The sequence below is a fragment of the Kitasatospora sp. Ki12 genome, from assembly GCF_054601375.1.
The window spans coordinates 1,196,881-1,215,994 of the sequence record NZ_BAAIHT010000001.1 but is presented as its reverse complement, the minus strand read 5'-3'; the positions used below and the strand labels follow the sequence as shown (position 1 = coordinate 1,215,994).

The following is a 19,114-nucleotide window of genomic DNA, read 5'->3' as shown; positions in this document are numbered from 1 at the left end:
ATCTCATACGATCGCTTACCCTTCGGTCATGGAACCGTGAACGGGTGGATTGCGTTTCTGTATCCGTAAATGCCCGGGATGATCAGCAGGGAGACGCGACGTGACGGGACGTGACGGTCAGGGGCGGGCGGCCGGAGGAAGCTGGAGCCGACGCGGTGTGCTCGCGGGACTGATCGGGGCGCCCGTCCTCCTGCTGGCGGCCTGCAACGACAACAGTGACGGCGGCGGCAGCGGCGGCTCCGGAGGAGCGAGCGGCACCCCGGGCGGGGGCGGCGGCAGCAGCAGCACCCCCAAGACCTCGGCCGCCGTGATCACCGTCAGCCCCGCCGACGGCGTCACCACCGCGAGCTTCAGCGAGCCGGTCAAGGTCACCGTCACCAACGGCACCCTGACCAGCGTCAAGGTGACCGACTCCACCGGCAAGGAGCTGGCCGGCCAGCTCTCCGCCGACAACACCGGCTGGACCTCGGCCGCGGCCCCGGCCAGCGGTACCAAGTACACCGTCGCCGCCGTCGCCGTCGACAAGGACAAGCTGGAGGCGGACTCCAACGCCGTCTTCACCACGGCGACCCCGGCCAACACCTTCGTCGGCTACTTCACCCCCGAGGACGGTTCGACGGTCGGCGTCGGCATGCCCGTCTCGATCAACTTCAGCAAGCCGGTCACCGACCGCAAGGCCGTCCAGGCGGCGATCACCGTGACGGCCGAGCCGGGCGTCGAGATCGTCGGCCACTGGTTCTCCAGCACCCGCCTCGACTTCCGGCCGCAGGAGTACTGGGCCAAGGGCACCAAGGTCACCCTCAAGCTCCGGCTCAAGGACGTCGAGGGCGCCAAGGGCGTGTACGGCACCCAGTCCAAGGACGTCGGCTTCACCGTCGGCCGGGCCCAGACCAGCGTCGCCGACCTCGCCACCAAGAAGCTCACCGTCACCACCGACGGCCAGGTCAGCGCGGTCTACAAGATCTCCGGGGGCTCGCCCGAGCACACCACCTGGGGCGGCAAGATGGTCATCTCCGAGCAGTACACCCAGACCCGGATGAACTCGCAGACGGTCAACCTGGGCAGCGAGTACGACATCGCGGACGTGCCGCACGCCCAGCGCCTCACCACCTCGGGCACCTTCATCCACGGCAACTACTGGTCCTCGGCGTCGATCTTCGGCGGCCAGAACACCAGCCACGGCTGCGTCGGCCTGCAGGACGCCAAGGGCGCACAGGACACCGGCACGGACGGCTACAAGTTCTACAAGTCCTCGATCGTCGGCGACGTGGTCGAGGTCGTGAACTCCGGCGACAAGACGGTCGCCCCGGACAACGGCCTGAACGGCTGGAACATGGGCTGGGCCGACTGGAAGGCCGGCAGCGCCGTCTGAGCGGAGACGGGGTGACCGGAGCGGCGGCCCGCCCGGTCACCCCGCTTGCCGGCCGCCTCAGCGCTTCGCGTAGTCCGCGACGCCCTGCCAGTCGATGACGACGCAGGGCTCGTCGCCCAGCACCCAGGCGTCGTGCCCGGGCGGGCAGACCATGAAGTCGCCGGGGCCGAACTCGTCCGCCTGGCCGTCGTCCATCACGATCCTCATCCGGCCGGAGACCAGGTACCCCATGTGGGACGCCTGGCAGCTGTCGGTCCCGGCGATCGGCTTCACGTGCTTGGACCACTGCCACCCCGGCCGGAACACGGCCCGGCCGACCGGGCCCTCGTCCAGGTTCACCAGCCGCACCTCCCCCGTGCCCTCCTCGAAGGGGCGGATCTCCTCCGGGTCCTCGAAGCTCCTGCGGACCAGACCGGACATGGCGCACTCCTCTCCACGAGGGGCGGGCCGGCCGCCGGAGGGTGGCGCGGCCGCCCCTGCTGGCCCTTCCAGTCTGCGCCCGGATCGGGGCGCGGTCACATGGGGTGGCCGCGCCCCGGGAGGGGCGGGCAAAGGTCAGCCCCGGGTGCGGGCCACGCCGATCGGGCAGGAGGCGCCGGTGCCGCCGAGACCGCAGTAGCCGTTGGGGTTCTTGGCCTCCGACAGGTACTGCTGGTGGTACGGCTCGGCCGGGAAGAACGGGCCGGCCGGGGCGATCTCGGTGGTGATCGGCCCGTAGCCGAGCGCGGTCAGGGCCGGCTGGAAGGCGTCCCGGGAGGCCGCGGCGGCCTCGGCCTGGGCGGGGGAGTGGGTGTAGACCGCGGAGCGGTACTGGGTGCCCACGTCGTTGCCCTGGCGGTTGCCCTGGGTCGGGTCGTGCGCCTCCCAGAAGGTCTTCAGCAGCCGCTCGTAGGAGACCACCGCCGGGTCGTACACCACCCGGACCGCCTCGGTGTGCCCGGTCAGCCCGCTGCACACCTCGTCGTACGTGGGGTTGGGCGTGTAGCCGCCCTGGTAGCCGACCAGCGTCGTCCAGACGCCGGGCAGGCGCCAGAACGTCCGCTCGGCACCCCAGAAGCAGCCCAGCCCGAAGTCGGCCACCTCCAGCCCCTCCGGGTACGGGCCGGACAGCGGGTGGTCGAGCACGGTGTGGGGCTCGCGCAGCTCGAAGGCCGGGGCCGCCCGGCCGGGCAGCGCCTGGTCGGCGGGGACGAGCGAGGTCTTGTGGCGGTTGAACAGCACGGCCTGCTCCAGCGGGTCGGGAAACGTGGCGCAGTGTCCAACACCGACGGCCGCCCCCGGATTCCGGGACGGCCGTCCGGGCCGGTCCGTCGTTCCGGAAGGCACGGGGGCGTACGGCCATTAGGCTCGGAGTCATGACCGAGCACCAGCTTCCCCAGGGCTTCGAGACCCTCGCCATCCACGCGGGTCAGGAAGCAGACCCCCAGACCGGGGCCGTCGTCACGCCGATCTACCAGGTGTCCACCTACAAGCAGGACGGGGTGGGCGGCCTGCGGGGCGGCTACGAGTACAGCCGCAGCGCCAACCCGACCCGTACCGCGCTGGAGGAGTGCCTCGCCGCGTTGGAGGGCGGCTCCCGCGGCCTCGCCTTCGCCTCCGGGCTGGCGGCCGAGGACACCCTGCTGCGCACCATCCTCAAGCCGGGCGACCACATCGTGATCCCCAACGACGCCTACGGCGGCACCTTCCGGCTCTTCGCCAAGGTGCTGACCCGCTGGGGCGTCGAGTTCTCGGTGGCCAACACCCAGGACCTGTCCACCGTCCGCGAGGCGATCCGTCCCAACACCCGGGCGGTGTGGGTGGAGACCCCGTCCAACCCGCTGCTGGGCATCACCGACCTGACCGCGCTCGCCGAGATCGCGCACGGCGCCGGCGCGCTGCTGGTGGTCGACAACACCTTCGCCAGCCCGTACCTGCAGCAGCCGATCGCGCTCGGCGCGGACGCGGTCGTGCACTCCACCACCAAGTACATGGGCGGCCACTCGGACGTGGTCGGCGGCGCCCTGGTGCTGGCCGACGCGGCCCTCGGCGAGGAGGTCGCGTACCACCAGAACGCGATGGGCGCGGTCTCCGGCCCGTTCGACGCCTGGCTGGTGCTGCGCGGCATCAAGACGCTGGGCGTCCGGATGGACCGCCACAGCTCCAACGCGGAGAAGGTCGCCGAGCTGCTGGCGAGCCACCCCAAGGTCAGCCAGGTGCTCTACCCGGGCCTGCCCGAGCACCCCGGCCACGAGATCGCCGCCAAGCAGATGAAGGCCTTCGGCGGCATGGTCTCCTTCCGGGTCCAGGGCGGCGAGGAGGCGGCGGTCGAGGTCTGCAACCGCGCTCAGCTCTTCACCCTCGGGGAGTCGCTCGGCGGCGTCGAGTCGCTGATCGAGCACCCGGGCCGGATGACCCACGCCTCGGTGGCCGGCTCGGCGCTGGAGGTGCCGGCCGACCTGGTGCGCGTCTCGGTCGGCATCGAGTCGATCGACGACCTGCTGGCCGACCTCAAGCAGGCGCTGGGCTGACGTAGGTCACTGCCCCTGCTGGTCCGCCGTGTACGACTCCATCGAGTGGTTGAAGCGGGCCAGCAGGGCGCAGAACGCGCGCTGCTCCTCGGCCGGCCAGTCGGCGACCAGGCGGCGGGTCAACTCGGCCCGCCCGTCCCGGACTTCGTCGAGCCGGCCGGCGCCGCGGGCGGTCAGCGCGAGCCGTACGGCACGGCGGTCGGCCGGGTCCTGCACCCGGCCGACCAGCCCGGCCGCGACCAGCGGGGCGACCTGGCGGGTCACCGTGGAGGAGTCCACGCCCAGGGACTCGGCCAGGGCCTTGACGTTGGCGGGCCCGTGCCGCTCCAGCCGGTCGAGCAGCAGGTAGGCGGCCCGGTCGAGCGCTCCGACCCCACCGCCGGAGGTTCGGACCTGTTCCATGCGGCGCGCGAACACCGCGAGCTGGTACTGGAGTTGGGCGTGCACGGGGTCGGTGCGGTCGGTGGCCTGGGGCGAGGTCGTCGTCATCGCGGCTCACGATCGTCGTGCGGTGAGGGAGGCTCAGAAGCAGCAGCGTACGCGGGTGCGGCGGACCCGGGAACAGGCCCGGCGTCCCGGATTGCCGCTGCCCCAGCCCCTAACCTTGGCCGCATGCACAACTGGCCGATCACCCTCGACGACGTCCGCGGCGCCCAGAAGATGCTCGCCGGGATCGCCCGGGTGACCCCGATGGAGGGCAGCCGGCACCTCTCCGGGCTGATCGGCGCGCCGGTCCACCTGAAGTGCGAGAACCTGCAGCGCACCGGCTCCTTCAAACTGCGCGGGGCGTACGTGCGGATCGCGGGACTCTCGCCGGTGCAGCGGGCCGGCGGGGTGGTGGCGGCGAGCGCCGGCAACCACGCCCAGGGCGTGGCGCTGGCGGCCGCGCTGCTGGGGGTGCACTCGACGGTGTTCATGCCGGTCGCGGCGCCGCTGCCGAAGGTCGCGGCCACCCGTGACTACGGCGCCGACGTCCGGCTGCACGGCGCCACCGTGGACGAGGCGCTGCAGGCCGCGCAGCGGTACTCGGAGGCGACCGGCGCGGTGTTCATCCACCCCTTCGACCACTGGGACGTGGTCACCGGCCAGGCGACGGTCGGGCTGGAGATCCTGGAGCAGTGCCCCGAGGTGCGCACCATCCTGGTCGGGGTGGGCGGCGGCGGGCTGCTGGCCGGGATCGCGGCGGCGGTCAAGCCGCTGCGGCCGGACGTCCGGGTGATCGGGGTGCAGGCGGCCGGCGCGGCCGCGTACCCGCCCTCGCTGGCGGCCGGGCGGCCGGTGTCGCTGGAGCACTTCTCGACCATGGCCGACGGGATCATGGTCGGGCGCCCGGGGGACATCCCCTTCGAGGTGGTCAACACGCTGGCGGACGGCGTCCGCACGGTCTCCGAGGAGGCGCTGTCCCGGGCGCTGCTGCTCGGCCTGGAGCGGCTGAAGCTGGTGGTCGAGCCGGCCGGGGCGGCCCCGATCGCGGCGCTGCTGGAGCGGCCGGACTCCTTCGAGGGCCCGGTGGTGGCGGTGCTGTCGGGCGGCAACATCGACCCGCAGCTGATGCAGCGGGTGCTGCGGCACGGGCTGGCGGCGGCCGGGCGCTACCTGTCGCTGCGGGTGCGGCTGGCGGACAAGCCGGGCTCGCTGGCGGACCTGCTGGGCGTGCTGACCAGGCTGGACGCCAATGTGCTGGACGTGGCGCACGTGCGGATCGACCCGCGGCTGGGGCTGACCGAGGTCGAGGTGGACCTGCACCTGGAGACCAAGGGGCCGGAGCACTGCGCGGCGGTGGTCGGCGAGCTGCGGGACTCGGGGTACGTCGTCGCCGGCTGACGCGCTTCGTCCGGGGCCGCCGGGAGCGCCGGGGCGGGTGGGGCGGGAGTGGCCCCCGGGTTCCCAGTTGCCGGTGGGTCCGGGCCGGATTGCCGGTCGTTGCTGCGGTGCGGGGCCGCTTCCCCCTGGAACGATGGCGGAGCTGCATCCCTTGACGCGATATATCGCGTTCTGGGAGACTCGCGATACATCGCGTTCGAGTCCCGCGGGTCGAGAATCGAGTCGCCCGTGCGCCCGAAAGCGGGGCAGAGTGGGACAGATCGCTCCATACGTCCGAGGAGATGAGGCAGGCCATGGCGCCAGCCATCCAAGCCGAGAACCTGGTGAAGACCTTCGGCGACGTACGAGCCCTGGACGGCGTCAGCCTCGACGTCCCCGAGGGCACGGTGCTCGGGCTGCTCGGCCCGAACGGCGCCGGGAAGACCACCACCGTCCGGGTCCTCACCACCCTGCTCCGCCCCGACTCCGGCCGCGCGGTGGTCGCCGGCGTCGACGTCCTCAAGAACCCCAACCAGGTCCGCAGCCTGATCGGCCTGTCCGGCCAGTACGCGGCGGTCGACGAGTACCTGACCGGGTTCGAGAACCTCACCATGGTCGGCGAGCTCTACCAGATGAGCACCCGCGCGGCGAAGGCCCGCGCGCTCGAACTGCTGGAGTGGTTCAACCTCACCGAGGCCAAGGACCGCACCGCCAAGACCTACTCCGGCGGCATGCGCCGCCGCCTCGACCTCGCCGCCGCGCTGGTCGTCCGCCCGCCGGTGATGTTCCTGGACGAGCCGACCACCGGCCTCGACCCGCGCAACCGGCTCGCGCTCTGGGAGGTCATCGAGACCCTGGTCGAGCAGGGCACCACGCTGCTGCTCACCACCCAGTACCTGGAGGAGGCCGACCGCCTCGCCCACGACATCGCGGTGGTCGACCACGGCAAGGTGATCGCGCGCGGCACCGCCGACCAGCTCAAGGCGCAGATCGGCGGCGAGCGGATCGAGGTCGTGGTGCACGAGCCCGGCCGGATCGCCGACGCGGTCGCGGCGATGTCCGGCTACGCGCTCAGCGAGCCGTCGGTGGAGAAGAACACCCGCCGGATCACCCTGCCGATCAGCGGCGGCGCCCGGGTGCTCGCCGACGCCATCCGCGAACTCGACGCCCGCGGCATCGAGATCGACGACATCGGGCTGCGCCGCCCGACCCTGGACGACGTCTTCCTCACCCTCACCGGCCACGTCGCCGAGCAGCAGGACGAGGAGGGCGGCGCCGACGCCAAGGCGCGGGGCAAGGGCAAGGGCAGGCCCGGCGGCGCGGACGGGGCCGAGGGCCAGGACAAGCAGGCCGTCACGGCCGGAAAGGAGCGCTGAGATGAGCACCGCCACCGAGCACGCCATCGGCGGGGCGATGCCCAGGCAGCGCCGGGGGCTGTCCGCCGCCATGCACGACTCCTGGGTGGTCGCCAAGCGCAACCTGCGCCGGATGACCCGCATCCCGGAGATCGTCGTCTTCGGCCTGATGCAGCCGGTCATGTTCGTGCTGCTGTTCTCGTACGTCATGGGCGGCGCGATCAAGATCCCCGGCGCCGACTCCAGCTCCCACACGTACATCCAGTACCTGATGGCGGGCATCTTCGCCCAGACCGTCACCTTCGCCACCGCCGGCGCCTCGGCCGGCATCGCGGAGGACATGACCAAGGGCCTGGTGGACCGCTTCCGGTCGCTGCCGATGGCCCGCTCGGCGGTGCTGGTCGGCCGCACCCTGGCGGACCTCGTCCAGACCGGCTTCATCGTGATCGTGCTGGGCCTGGTCGCGCTGCTGGTCGGCTGGCGGATCCACGACGGGCTGCTCAACGGGCTCGCCGCTTTCGGGCTGCTGCTGCTGTTCGGCTACGCCTTCTCCTGGATCGGCGCGCTGATCGGGCTGTCGGTGCGCAGCCCCGAGGCGGCCACCTCGGCGGGGCTGATCTGGCTGTTCCCGCTGACCTTCGTGTCCAACGCCTTCGTGCCGGTCAGCTCGATGCCGGGCTGGCTGCAGGCGGTCGCGTACTGGAACCCGTTCAGCGCCACCGTGCAGGCCTGCCGGAGGCTGTTCGGCAACCAGGTCGGGCCGGTGGACAGCGCCTGGCCGATGCAGCACGCGGCGCTGGTGTCGGTGCTGTGGTCGGTCGTGATCACGGCGGTGTTCTCGTGGCTCGCGGTGCGCAAGTACCGTTCGGCCACCGCCTGAGCGGTCACTGCCTGAGCGGTCACCGCCTGAGCGGTCACCGCCTGAACGGTCACCGCCTGAACGGTCACCGCCTCAACGGACCCCGCCCGATCGGGTGGCGCCCGGAACGCGGAAGGGCGGCCGCGGAGTCCCTGACTCCGCGGCCGCCCTCGTGCTGGGGGCCGGATCAGCCGGCGTGCGGCACGACCTTGACGATCTTCACCATGGCCGGCTTGCCGTTCGGCAGCTCGTAGGTGGCCTCGTCACCGATCTGCTTGCCGTCGATCGCGCGGCCCAGCGGCGACTGCGGGGAGTAGACGTCCAGGGTGTCCGAGCCGGCCACCTCGCGGGAGGCGAGCAGGAACTCCATCAGGTCGTCCTCGTCACCGTCGAAGGCGACCGTGACGACCATGCCCGGGGCCACCACACCCGAGTCGGCCGGGGCCTCGCCGACCTTGGCGCGCTCCAGCAGCTGGGTCAGCTGGCGGATGCGCAGCTCGTACTTGCCCTGCTCCTCCTTCGCCGCGTGGTAGCCGGCGTTCTCCTTGAGGTCGCCCTCCTCGCGCGCCGCCTCGATCTTCTGGGCGATCTCGATGCGCCAGGGCCCGGTCAGGTGGTCCAGCTCGGCCTTGAGCTGGTCGTAGCCGGCCTGAGTGAGCCAGGTCACGTTCTCACTGGTCTGGGTCACAGGTGCTCCTCGTAGGTGCTGGGGCTGTGCTGAGGGTGTGAGTCGTCAGCAGGGTTGGTGGTATATCGGTCTCAACTACAAAGCAACGCCCGCTCCCGTACCATCCGGTGCGGAAGGGGCGAAACCACGAGCCTAACAACTCCTGCCGACGAGCGGGAGAGCCGTTGGCGCGCCATTGACGGTGGCGTTACGCCACGGTGTACAGGACGCGGTGCGACCTTGTACGGATGCCCGTTCCGCCGGTCGAATATGCGGTCTACCGGGCGGGCGTGCAGCCCAGGAGTTCGGCGGTGGTGCCGCGGGAGGTGGTGCGCAGCGTGACCACCGCGTCGTAGCTGGAGCCGGCCGCCGGGACGGGGAAGTCGGCCACCCCGACCACCGCGTGGTCGTCGCCCTGCGAACGGACCGTGCAGCTGCCGGCCTGCCCGTCGCTCTTGCGCACGGTGAGGTGCAGCTGGACCTCGGAGTCGGAGAGCACCTGGAAGGTCGGCACCGAGCCGTTGATCTTCGTCTCGCGCAGCAGGTAGGAACCGCCCAGCCAGGCGATCAGGCCCAGGCCCAGCACCCCGCATACCGCGCCGACCGTCTTCAGTCGGCGGTCCGAGTCGCGGTCGCCGCTCCGGCCGTAGCGCCCCTCGGGCAGCGAGGTGGTGCTGGTCTCTGCGGTCATCGGACTCCGTCCTCTCCTGGGGGAGGGGCCGCGCGGGGTGGCTCGGGGGAATGCGACGGACCTCCAGTCCGTCACTATAGGAGGGACACGACCGCGGCCGGTCCGGCGGGGCGGGGCAGGCCGGGTCGGCGACGTGCACAGGCGGGCTCCGCAGCGCCGCGGTCCCGGAGTGAGCGGTTCGTACGGTGGGCAGTCCCGGACTTCGCGGAACGCCCGAACATGTGGAAGGAACGCAAGGCGTTGACTGAGCAGTTGCGACTGATGGCGGTGCACGCCCACCCGGACGACGAGTCCAGCAAGGGCGCGGCCACCATGGCCATGTACGTCGAGCAGGGTGTGGACGTGCTCGTGGCCACCTGCACGGGGGGCGAGCGCGGGTCGGTCCTCAACCCCAAGCTCCAGGGGGACCCGTACGTCGAGGAGAACATCCACGAGGTGCGGCGCAAGGAGATGGACGAGGCGCGGGCGATCCTCGGGGTGAAGCAGGCCTGGCTGGGCTTCGTGGACTCCGGTCTGCCCGAGGGGGACCCGCTGCCCCCGCTGCCGGAGGGCTGCTTCGCCCTGCAGGACGTCAAGGACGCGGCCGAGCCGCTGGTCCGGCTGATCCGCGAGTTCAAGCCGCAGGTCGTCACGACCTACGACGAGAACGGCGGGTACCCGCACCCGGACCACATCATGACCCACAAGATCACCATGCTGGCGTTCGACGCCGCGGGCGACCCGGACGCCTACCCCGAGGCCGGCGAGCCCTGGCAGCCGCTGAAGCTGTACTACAACCACGGCTTCCCGATGGGCCGCATCCGCGCCCTGCACGCCTACCTCACCGAGCACGGCCAGGAGTCGCCGTACGGGGAGTGGATCGCGGGCTGGGAGAAGAGCGGCCGCAAGGAGCGCGAGATCACCACTCGGGTCCGCTGCGACGACTGGTTCGAGACCCGCGACCGCGCGCTGATCGCCCACGCCACCCAGATCGACCCGGACGGCCCGTGGTTCCGCGTGCCGCTGGAGGTCCAGCGCGAGGTCTGGCCCACCGAGGACTACGAGCTCGCCCGTACCCTGGTCGACGTGGACCTGCCGGAGGACGACCTCTTCGCCGGCCTGCGCACCCCCACCCTGGCGGCCGAGGCCGCCGACACGCGCGACTGAACCACCCCCCGATGGCCCGGCTCCTTGTGAGCCGGGCCACCATAGAGATATGAGCGCCTCCGTGAACCTCGTCCAGCTCGCCGCTGACCTCGCCGTCGACGACGCCAAGGTCACCCCCGGCCTCCTCGGCTTCGTCGTCTTCGCCGCCCTCGGTGTGGCGACCTGGTTCCTGGCCAAGTCGATGAACCGCCAGTTCAAGAAGGTCGACTTCGTGGAGGAGCCGGAGGCCCCGAAGGAGTGACCCCGGGGCGTGCCCGGTGATTCCCGCCGGGCACGCGACGCCCCGGCGCCCCCGCCGGCCGCCGATGCGCGAGGATGGGGGTCATGCCGAACCGTCTCGCGGACGCGACCTCGCCGTACCTGCTGCAGCACGCCGACAACCCGGTCGACTGGTGGCCCTGGGGGCCGGAGGCGTTCGAGGAGGCGCGGCGGCGCGGCGTGCCGGTGCTGCTGAGCGTCGGCTACGCGGCCTGCCACTGGTGCCACGTGATGGCGCACGAGAGCTTCGAGGACGCCGGGCTCGCCGGGTACCTGAACGAGCGGTTCGTGGCGGTCAAGGTGGACCGGGAGGAGCGCCCGGACGTCGACGCCGTGTACATGGAGGCGGTGCAGGCCGCGACCGGGCAGGGCGGGTGGCCGATGACGGTCTTCCTCACGCCCGACAAGGAGCCGTTCTACTTCGGCACGTACTTCCCCCCGCGGCCCCGGCACGGGATGCCGTCCTTCCGGCAGGTGCTGGAGGGCGTGGACGCCGCCTGGCGGGACCGCCGCGAGGAGGTCGCCGAGGTCGCCGGGCGGATCCGGGCCGACCTGGCCGAACGGGCCGCCGTCTACTCGGCCGGCGCCCACAACCCGCCCGGTGAGGCGGACCTGCACCAGGCGCTGGTGGCCCTCAGCCGGGAGTTCGACCAGGCCCGCGGCGGCTTCGGCGGAGCGCCCAAGTTCCCGCCGGCCATGGTGGTCGAGTTCCTGCTGCGCCACCACGCGCGCACCGGCTCCGCGGCGGCGCTGGAGATGGCCGTCCGCACCGGCGAGGCGATGGCCCGCGGCGGCATCCACGACCAGCTCGGCGGCGGCTTCGCCCGCTACTCGGTGGACGCCGACTGGGTGGTGCCCCACTTCGAGAAGATGCTGTACGACAACGCCCTGCTGCTGCGCGCCTACCTGCACCTGTGGCGGGCGACCGGCTCCGGCTCCGCGCGTCGGGTCGCACTGTCGACGGCGGACTTCCTGCTGCGCGAACTGCGCACCCCCGAGGGCGCGTTCGCCTCCGCGCTGGACGCCGACAGCCTGGACGAGGAGACCGGGCAGTCCGCCGAGGGCGCCTACTACGTGTGGGAGCCCGGCCAGTTGGTCGACCTGCTCGGCCCCGCCGACGCGGCCACCGCCGCCCGGCTGTTCACCGTCACCGCCGACGGCACCTTCGAGCACGGCACCTCCGTCCTCCAACTCCTCGCCGAGCCCGAGGAGTCCACCGAGGACTTCGCCGAGTACGAGTCGATCCGCGCCCGGCTGCTCCAGGCCCGGGCGGCCCGGCCCGCACCCGCCCGGGACGACAAGGTCGTCGCCGCCTGGAACGGCCTCGCCATCGCCGCGCTCGCCGAGACCGGCGCCCTGCTGGAGCGGCCCGACCTGGTCGAGGCCGCCGAGCGCGCCGCCGACCTGCTGCTCGCCGTCCACCTCACCTCCGACGGGCGGCTGCTGCGCACCTCCCGGGACGGCCGGGCCGGGGCCAACGCGGGCGTGCTGGAGGACTACGCGGACACCGCCGAGGGCTTCCTCGCCCTGTACGCCGTCACCGGCGAGGCCGAGTGGCTGCAACTGGCCGGCGGCCTGCTCGACACCGTCCTCAAGCACTTCACCGACGAGGCCTCCGGCGCGCTCTACGACACCGCCGACGACGCCGAGGAGCTGATCCGCCGCCCGCAGGACCCGACCGACAACGCCACCCCGTCCGGCTGGACGGCCGCCGCCGGAGCCCTGCTCGGCTACGCCGCGTACACCGGCTCCGACCGGCACCGGACGGCCGCCGAGCGCGCCCTCGGCGTGGTCGGCGCGCTCGCCGGACGGGCGCCGCGGTTCATCGGCTGGGGCCTGGCCGTCGCCGAGGCGCTGCTCGACGGGCCGCGCGAGGTGGCCGTGGTCGGCGCGCCCGGGGACCCGGCCACCGGCGCGCTGCGGCGGGCGGCGCTGCTCGCGACGGCCCCGGGCGCGGTGGTCGCGGTCGGCACGCCCGGGGAGACCGAGGTGCCGCTGCTGGCGGACCGGCCGTTGGTCGACGGGGCGCCCACGGCGTACGTCTGCCGGCACTTCGCCTGTGACGCGCCGACCACCGACCCGGCGGCGCTGGCGGCGCGGCTGGGCGTCGAGGTCGGGTAGCGGAGCCGGGTGGGGGACCGGGCAGCGGCGGCCGGATAACCGTTGGCGGGATCGGCCGGGTCAGGGTGAACATGGGCCATGACCTGGACCTTCAGTACCTCCCTCGACGATTTCCGCGACTGCGCGGGCGCCTTCCTCGCGGCCCGGCCGGCCGAGAACACCGTGCTGATCACCATCGCGCACCGGCTGGCCGAGTCCGGGCTGGACGTGTTCGGCGATCCGCCGGTCTTCGGCTGGTGGCGGGCCGGGGAGGGCGCTTCGGTCGAGGGCGGTCCGGTCGAGGACGGCCCGGTCGAGGGCGCCTTCCTGCAGACGCCGCCGTTCGACCCCCGGCTCTCCGCCATGCCGGAGACCGCCGCCGCCGAGCTGGCGGTCGCCCTGGCCGCGGCCGGCCCCGGGTTCACGACCGTGAACGGGATCGCCGGCGGCGCCGACGCCGTCCGGGCCTTCGCCACCGCGTGGACGGCGGCCACCGGCACCCGGCAGTCCGTCCGCTTCGACGAACGGCTCTACCGGCTCGGCCGGCTGACCGACCCGCCGCGCCCGGCCGCCGGCCGGCACCGGCTGGCCGGGCCGGCCGACCGCGAGCTGGCGATCCGCTGGTACGAGGCGTTCCTGGCCGAGGCCCGGGTCGAACTGCCGGACGTGCCCAGGGCGGTGGACGACAAGATCGCGGCCGGCGGCCTGCACCTCTGGGAGGCCGGGGGCGAGCCGGTCGCGCTGGCCGGCACCAGCCCGGTGCTCGCCGGGATGTCCCGGATCGGTCCGGTCTACACGCCGGCCGACCGGCGCGGCCACGGCTACGGCAGCGCCGTCACGGCGGCCGCCTCGGCCCATGTGCTGACCTGCGGCGCCGACGAGGTGCTGCTCTACACGGACCTGGCCAACCCGACCAGCAACTCCATCTACCGGCAGATCGGGTACCTGCCGGTGGAGGACTGCCTGATCCTGGACTTCGACGCGCCGTAGCGGGACCCGGGACCCGAGGCCCCACCCCGGTCCCGCGCCCGACCCCGGGGCCCGTCACTCCCAGTCCCAGCGGATCCCCAGGAGGCACGGCCGCAGCGCGGTGGCGACGAGGTGCACGCAGCGGTGGCCGTCGAGGGTCAGCTCCTCGGTCTCGTACGGGTCCCCGCCCGGCGCGTGCAGGGCGAAGCGGTGGCAGCGCACCGGGAGGGCGTCGGGGTGGAAGGTGACCTGGAGGACGTACTGGCCGGCGCCGGAGTTGAAGCCGCGGACGTACTCGCAGCTCGGGTCCGGGGAGGGCGCGTCGTCGAAGCCGTAGCCGAGCAGGTGGGTGTCGCCGGCGCGCAGCCGGCGGTCGAGGAGGAGTTCGGCGGCGAGCAGGTGGTGGGTCCGGTCGCGGCGGATGCGGCCGGGGCGGCAGTTCTCCTCGGCCCGGACGCCGACCCGCGTGATGTCGCTGCCCGGGTCGCCCTGGTAGAGCGCGAGGTAGCGGTCGATGCCGTCGCGGTGGGCGCGCAGCGCGTGCTGGGAGTCGCGGCTCGCCTGCTGGCGGTCGGGGCCGATCCGGATGCGCTCGATGTGGGTGACGGTGTGCAGGCCGCTGTCGCGCGGCCCGGAGAGCGCGGTGAGCAGGTCGTCGACGGCGGCGGCGGGGGAGATGAGGTCGCGGTACGGCCGCACCGGCGGGCCGGTCGGGGCGGTGCCGACGGCCTTGCGCGGGCCGAGCAGCCGGGTGAGGGAGTGTTCGGGCAGGTCGAGGACGTCCTCCAGGGCGGTCACGGCGCGCAGTGACTCGGGGCGTTCGGGGCGGCGACGGCCCTGCTGCCAGTAACTGAGGCTGGTGAGGCCGACGTTGACGCCGCGCAGCGCGAGGTGGCGGCGGATCCGGTGCAGTGCGAGGCCCCGGGTGGCGATGGCGGTGCGCAGGGCGTGGTGGAACGGGCCGGTGCGCAGGGCGGCGGCGAGCTCGGCTGGGTCGCTCCGGTGGATGGCGGCCTCCTGAGGGGCGCGGGCGGACCGGCTTTTGACCGTGAATATTCACACCGGCACGGCGGTTTGTCACCGGTCCGGGCCCGTCGCGCGGGGGTTTCCCGGACGGTGTTCACACCTGCGCCCGGGCGTTCACACCGCGACCGGGGCCCCGCCGGACCCCGTTGACCGCCTCCGGGAGGCGGCGCGATGCTCAGGGCGCGATCCGGACCGCACCCCCACAGCACCTCAGCTCCGTTCGCGCAAGGAGGCATCCCCACATGCCAGTTCCACGGATACGGCTGCGCCGTGCCGTCTCACTGCTCGCCCTCGGCGTCCTGGGCCCCGCGCTCACCGCCGCGGTGGCCGCGCCGGCGGTGGCCGCCCCCACGGCCGCCGCCACGGCCGCCGCCCCCACGGTCGACCAGGGCTGGGCAGCCCCGCACCAGGTCCGCCAGGCCGCCGCGCCCGGCAGCACGGCCGATCTGGCCGGCACGTACAAGAAACTCAACATCACCATGCAGCAGCAACAGCAGACCAACTGGTGCTGGGCGGCGAGCGGGAACACCATCGCCACCTGGTTCGGCTACAACTACAGCCAGAACCAGTTCTGCAACGCCGCGTTCGGCCGCGCCGCCAACTCCAGCTGCCCCAACAGCCAGGCCACGCTGGCCGATGTGCAGAACGGCCTGAACCGGTTCGGCATCAGCCCGGGCTCGTACGTCACCGGCTACCTGCGCTACAGCACGGTGCAGGCCGAGGTGGACGCCGACCGGCCGGTCGAGACCCGCATCCAGTGGAGCTCGGGCGGCGGGCACATGCACGTCCTGTACGGCTACGACACCGGGAACAACTGGGTCTACTGGGGCGACCCGTGGCCGTCCAACTACCGCTACAACTGGGCGGACTACTGGTACTACGTGAACAACGACACGTTCTCGTGGACCCACTCCCTGTACCGGATCGGCGCGTGAGGACGACCATGACCGAGAGCCGAATCCTCCGTCGGGCCGCCGCCGGCGCCCTGCTCACCGCCGGCCTCGCGCTGGCGCTCGCCCCGGCCGCGCACGCCGCCGGGCCGGCCCCGACTGCCGGGGCCCCCGCCCCGCTGCCCGCCGCCGAACTGGCCGGGGCCCGGGGCGCGGTCCAGGACCCGGCCGTCCTGGACAAGGTCGGCCACTTCTTCGCCCGCAAGGGCGTCCCGCCGACCCGGCAGCTGACCATCGGCGCCGCCGAGGAGGCGCGGGCGGCGAGCGAGTCCGCGCCGAGGCTGGCCGGCGACACCGTGCCGGTGTACCTCCTGGACGCCGGCTTCGTGGCCGGCACCCCGGGCGCACCGGTGGCGAAGGCCGAGTTCACCGCCAGCAAGGTGGTCGCGGCGGACGGGCAGACCGCCTCGGTCTGGACGGTCCGGCAGGGCGACGCCTGGCGGGTCGTGAACATCGCCTCGGGCGGTGACGAGAGCGACTACGCGGCGAAGGCGGCGAGCGGCGGCGGTGGCACCGCCTTCCGCGAGCCGCAGGTCAACGCCTGGTACGTGCTGCGCGACGGCCGGGTGCTGCCGCTGGACGACGAGGCCCGGCGCTCGGTGGGCGCGGACGGGGTGTCGCTGGCCGCGTACCAGCAGCTGGTGCACCAGCGGTACGGGGACAAGCTGCCCGGCTCGGCCTACGACCGGGCGGGCAAGGGCGGCGGCTACCAGGCGGACGCTGCGGGCTCCGCGGAAACGGCGGACGTCGCCGCGGCACCGGTGGCCGCGCCCGAGCCCGCGGCGGGAGGTGGTCCGGTGCTGCCGGCCGTGACGGCGGCCGCGGCCCTGGGCGCCACCGCGCTGGTGGGCGCGGGCGCCGTCCTGCGGCGGAGGACGGGCGCCCGCCGCGGGTGAGGGGGGAGCGGGGCCCGGCCGAGCGGACCGGGCCCCGCTGTTCTCCCCTGTGCCGCGCTGCTCTCCCCTCTCTAGGGGTCACGTCTACAGGGGCCACACCCGGAGCAGGGGCCACACCCGGACGTACCGGGGTCAGACCCCGGCGAAGCCGCTCCCCAGCACCGCGAAGGTGTGGTCGACCAGGTCCGCGATGTCCTCCCGGCCGTCGCTCGCGGCCCACCGCAGGAGGGCTTCGGTGGTGGCGGCCGCGACGGCGGCGGCGGTGAGGCGCATCTCGAAGGTGGGCTCCTCGACGCCGGCCCGCCGGGTGAGCACGGTGAGGAACAGCTGCTGCGGGTTGTTGCTGCTGCGGTAGACCCCGGCGCGCAGCGCGGGGACCTCCGTGACCAGCCGCATCCGGGTGAACAGCTCCTCGCGCTCGTGCTCGAGCAGCTGGTGGATCAGGTCACCCATGGCCTTCCGGCAGGAGGTGAGGAAGGGCTCCCCGGCGGGCCGTGCCAGCAGGGCGGTGATGATCGCCGGGTCGTACTCGTCGGAGAGGACCAGGTCCTCCTTGGTGGCGAAGTACCGGAAGAAGGTGGACGGCGAGACCTCGGCGGCGGCGGCGATCTGCTCCACCGTGGTGTTCTCGTAGCCCTGTTCGTCGATCAGCCGGTACGCCTCGCGGCGGATGGTCTGGCGGGTCTTCAGCTTCTTGCGCTCGCGCAGCGACAGCGGCGCCTCCAGTATCGCCTGGACCGGGTTGGTCGGGGCGTCCGGAGGGGCCGCGGTCGGTCGCTGGGGCGTCATGCCTCCGATTATCCGTGATCTCCGGCGGCGGTAGGGGGATCCGAGTGGGCGGGGCCGCCGCGACCGCGGGCGGCGGTGGCGCCGTCCCCGGGCATCCGGGCCGCGACCAGCACCGCCGAGACCACCGCGACCAGCCCGGAGACCAGCAGCACCACCCCCATGCCGTGCACGTACGCCGCGTGGGCGGAGGCGCCGAGCGCCGGCCCGCCCCCGGCCCGGGCGATCGCGTCGGCGGCGACCACCGACTCCCCGGCCCGGTGCGCGGCCTCGGCGGGCAGCCCGCCGGTGTCCAGCGCACCCCGGTAGACCCCGGACAGCAGACTGCCGAAGACGGCGATGCCGAGTGCGCCGCCGACCTGCCGCAGGGTCTGCAGCAGTCCGGAGCCGACCCCGGCCCGGGCGGCCGGCAGTGTGGCCAGGGCGGAGGCCTGGGCGGTGATCAGCGACAGGCCCATGCCGATCCCGAGCACGCTGAGCCAGAGCGCGGCCCGCCCGTAGCCGTCGTGGGCGCCGGTCCGGCTGCCGAACAGCAGGGCGGCGGCGAGCACGGCCAGGCCGAGGACGATCACCGTACGGGCGCCGAGCCGGTCGACCAGCGGGTCGGTGAGCTTGGCGGCCGCGATCAGTCCGAGCATCATCGGCATCAGCCGCAGCCCGCTGCCGAGGGCGTCGGTGCCGAGCACGCTCTGGAAGTAGAGCGGGAGCACGAAGAAGGCGCCGAACAGGACGAAGGAGATCAGCGTCGCCGCGCCGGAGGACCAGCGGAAGGTCCGGTCGGCGAGCAGGGCGAGGTCGAGCATCGGTTCCCGCCGGCGGCGGCTGCGCAGTACCAGGACGGTGAGGGCGAGCACCGAGCCGGCCAGGGTGGCGGGCACCAGCGGGTCGGTCCAGCCGCGTTCGGAGCCCTCGATGATGCCGTAGGTGAGTGCGCCGAGGCCGGTGGCGGAGAGCACGGTGGCGATCAGGTCGATCCGGGGCGCGGTGGGGTTGCGGCTCTCGGGCAGCAGCAGCACGCAGGCGACGATGCCGATCGCGGTCAGCGGGACGTTGATCGCGAAGACCGAGCCCCACCAGAAGTGCTGCAGCAGGAAGCCGCCGATCAGCGGGCCGAGCGGGGCCCCGGCGGCGAGCGCGGCGGCCAGGACCGAGGTGGCCCGGCGCTGTTCGGCGGGCGGGAAGAGGCCGGGGATCACCGCCAGGGACATCGGCATGACCAGCGCGCCGGCCAGGCCCATCCCGGCGCGGGCGGCGATCAGGGTGGCGGGGGAGTGGGTGAGCATGCCGACGACGGAGGCCAGGGCGAACAGCGCGAGCCCGGCGGTGAGCGTGCGGCGGCGGCCGAAGCGGTCGCCGAGCAGTCCGGCCGGGAGCATCGCGGCGGCGAAGACCACGGTGTAGGCGTCGACGATCCACTGCTGCTGGCCGGTGGTGGCCCGCAGCTGCGAGGCGAGCGTGGGCAGGGCGACGTTGAGGATCGTCATGTCGAAGCTGATCACCAGGACGCTCAGGGCGACGGCGATCAGGGCGAGCCGGCGGCGTGGGTCGGGTGCGGCGACGGCCGTGGTGTCGGTGACGGTGGCGGGCGGTGCGGCGGGCACGGTGGCCTCCAGGGCGCTTCTGTGGAAGTTCCTCTCAAATGACAGTAACTCTCAAAAGATGGCGACAGTCAACATGATGAGTGCGGTCGTCACCCCGTCACGCTCCGTGGTGTGTCCTGGAAGTG

19 protein-coding genes are annotated in these 19,114 nt (G+C 73.3%); 11 read left to right on the top strand and 8 right to left on the bottom strand.

The annotated features are described in order from the left end of the window. The first annotated feature begins 100 nt into the window (after positions 1-100). The gene (locus ACYP53_RS05140; protein ID WP_459646730.1) at positions 101-1,372 is read left to right on the top strand and encodes a L,D-transpeptidase; all 1,272 of its coding nucleotides are present in this window, start codon (positions 101-103) and stop codon (positions 1,370-1,372) included. Positions 1,373-1,429: 57 nt separating this feature from the next. Here the strand turns inward: ACYP53_RS05140 and ACYP53_RS05135 are convergent, their stop codons facing one another. Both ACYP53_RS05135 and msrA read right to left on the bottom strand, forming a co-directional pair. Beyond that, on the bottom strand, positions 1,430-1,792 hold the full coding sequence (locus ACYP53_RS05135) for a cupin domain-containing protein (RefSeq protein ID WP_459646729.1): 363 nt from the start codon (positions 1,790-1,792) through the stop codon (positions 1,430-1,432). A gap of 135 nt (positions 1,793-1,927) precedes the next feature. Then, positions 1,928-2,593: a peptide-methionine (S)-S-oxide reductase MsrA gene (gene msrA, locus ACYP53_RS05130; RefSeq protein WP_459646728.1), complete on the bottom strand. Its 666-nt coding sequence runs from the start codon at positions 2,591-2,593 to the stop codon at positions 1,928-1,930. A 134-nt stretch (positions 2,594-2,727) separates the two neighbouring features. Here msrA and ACYP53_RS05125 point away from each other — a divergent pair, with 134 nt between their 5' ends. Then, complete coding sequence (locus ACYP53_RS05125) at positions 2,728-3,882, top strand: cystathionine gamma-synthase (RefSeq protein ID WP_189915469.1); 1,155 nt, start codon at positions 2,728-2,730, stop codon at positions 3,880-3,882. A gap of 6 nt (positions 3,883-3,888) precedes the next feature. Here the strand turns inward: ACYP53_RS05125 and ACYP53_RS05120 are convergent, their stop codons facing one another. After that, positions 3,889-4,371, bottom strand: coding sequence for a MarR family winged helix-turn-helix transcriptional regulator (locus ACYP53_RS05120; protein ID WP_189915471.1), 483 nt, complete (start codon positions 4,369-4,371; stop codon positions 3,889-3,891). Between the two features lie 123 nt (positions 4,372-4,494). On the opposite strand from ACYP53_RS05120, the gene ilvA reads away from it, so the two are divergent. The 3 genes from ilvA (at position 4,495) to ACYP53_RS05105 (ending at position 7,920) form a co-directional block, all read left to right on the top strand. Beyond that, complete coding sequence (gene ilvA, locus ACYP53_RS05115; protein ID WP_189915473.1) at positions 4,495-5,706, top strand: threonine ammonia-lyase; 1,212 nt, start codon at positions 4,495-4,497, stop codon at positions 5,704-5,706. Positions 5,707-5,999: 293 nt separating this feature from the next. Further along, complete coding sequence (locus ACYP53_RS05110) at positions 6,000-7,061, top strand: ATP-binding cassette domain-containing protein (protein WP_459646727.1); 1,062 nt, start codon at positions 6,000-6,002, stop codon at positions 7,059-7,061. 1 nt (position 7,062) lies between these two features. Next, positions 7,063-7,920, top strand: a complete 858-nt coding sequence (locus tag ACYP53_RS05105; protein ID WP_189915482.1) for an ABC transporter permease — start codon at positions 7,063-7,065, stop codon at positions 7,918-7,920. Between the two features lie 166 nt (positions 7,921-8,086). Here the strand turns inward: ACYP53_RS05105 and greA are convergent, their stop codons facing one another. Both greA and ACYP53_RS05095 read right to left on the bottom strand, forming a co-directional pair. Then, positions 8,087-8,587 (bottom strand): transcription elongation factor GreA, encoded by a 501-nt coding sequence (greA, locus tag ACYP53_RS05100; protein ID WP_189915484.1) that lies wholly within the window; start codon positions 8,585-8,587, stop codon positions 8,087-8,089. A gap of 256 nt (positions 8,588-8,843) precedes the next feature. Beyond that, positions 8,844-9,257 (bottom strand): DUF4307 domain-containing protein, encoded by a 414-nt coding sequence (locus ACYP53_RS05095; RefSeq protein WP_189915485.1) that lies wholly within the window; start codon positions 9,255-9,257, stop codon positions 8,844-8,846. A gap of 240 nt (positions 9,258-9,497) precedes the next feature. Between ACYP53_RS05095 and mca the strand changes: the two genes are divergently transcribed. From mca to ACYP53_RS05075, 4 genes are all read left to right on the top strand, one after another. Continuing rightward, positions 9,498-10,403 carry a mycothiol conjugate amidase Mca gene (mca, locus tag ACYP53_RS05090; protein WP_189915486.1) on the top strand — a complete coding sequence of 302 codons (906 nt, stop codon included), beginning with the start codon at positions 9,498-9,500 and terminating at the stop codon, positions 10,401-10,403. 49 nt (positions 10,404-10,452) lie between these two features. Beyond that, positions 10,453-10,644 (top strand): hypothetical protein, encoded by a 192-nt coding sequence (locus ACYP53_RS05085; protein WP_189915487.1) that lies wholly within the window; start codon positions 10,453-10,455, stop codon positions 10,642-10,644. An 83-nt stretch (positions 10,645-10,727) separates the two neighbouring features. Then, a complete protein-coding gene (locus ACYP53_RS05080; RefSeq protein ID WP_459646726.1) occupies positions 10,728-12,782 on the top strand; it encodes a thioredoxin domain-containing protein in 2,055 nt (684 codons plus the stop codon). 78 nt (positions 12,783-12,860) lie between these two features. Beyond that, entirely contained in the window at positions 12,861-13,751 is an 891-nt protein-coding gene (locus tag ACYP53_RS05075; protein ID WP_459646725.1) for a GNAT family N-acetyltransferase, read from the top strand. 54 nt (positions 13,752-13,805) lie between these two features. Here the strand turns inward: ACYP53_RS05075 and ACYP53_RS05070 are convergent, their stop codons facing one another. Beyond that, positions 13,806-14,738 carry a hypothetical protein gene (locus ACYP53_RS05070; protein WP_189915827.1) on the bottom strand — a complete coding sequence of 311 codons (933 nt, stop codon included), beginning with the start codon at positions 14,736-14,738 and terminating at the stop codon, positions 13,806-13,808. Between the two features lie 260 nt (positions 14,739-14,998). Between ACYP53_RS05070 and ACYP53_RS05065 the strand changes: the two genes are divergently transcribed. Together ACYP53_RS05065 and ACYP53_RS05060 are read left to right on the top strand one after the other, a co-directional pair. Continuing rightward, the gene (locus ACYP53_RS05065) at positions 14,999-15,691 is read left to right on the top strand and encodes a papain-like cysteine protease family protein (RefSeq protein ID WP_459646724.1); all 693 of its coding nucleotides are present in this window, start codon (positions 14,999-15,001) and stop codon (positions 15,689-15,691) included. An 8-nt stretch (positions 15,692-15,699) separates the two neighbouring features. Next, a complete protein-coding gene (locus tag ACYP53_RS05060) occupies positions 15,700-16,602 on the top strand; it encodes a hypothetical protein (RefSeq protein WP_459646723.1) in 903 nt (300 codons plus the stop codon). Positions 16,603-16,734: 132 nt separating this feature from the next. On the opposite strand, the gene ACYP53_RS05055 is transcribed toward ACYP53_RS05060, so the two are convergent. Continuing rightward, the gene (locus ACYP53_RS05055; RefSeq protein ID WP_189915493.1) at positions 16,735-17,391 is read right to left on the bottom strand and encodes a TetR family transcriptional regulator; all 657 of its coding nucleotides are present in this window, start codon (positions 17,389-17,391) and stop codon (positions 16,735-16,737) included. Positions 17,392-17,399: 8 nt separating this feature from the next. After that, positions 17,400-18,872: an MFS transporter gene (locus ACYP53_RS05050; protein WP_459647953.1), complete on the bottom strand. Its 1,473-nt coding sequence runs from the start codon at positions 18,870-18,872 to the stop codon at positions 17,400-17,402. Positions 18,873-19,114 lie beyond the last annotated feature (242 nt).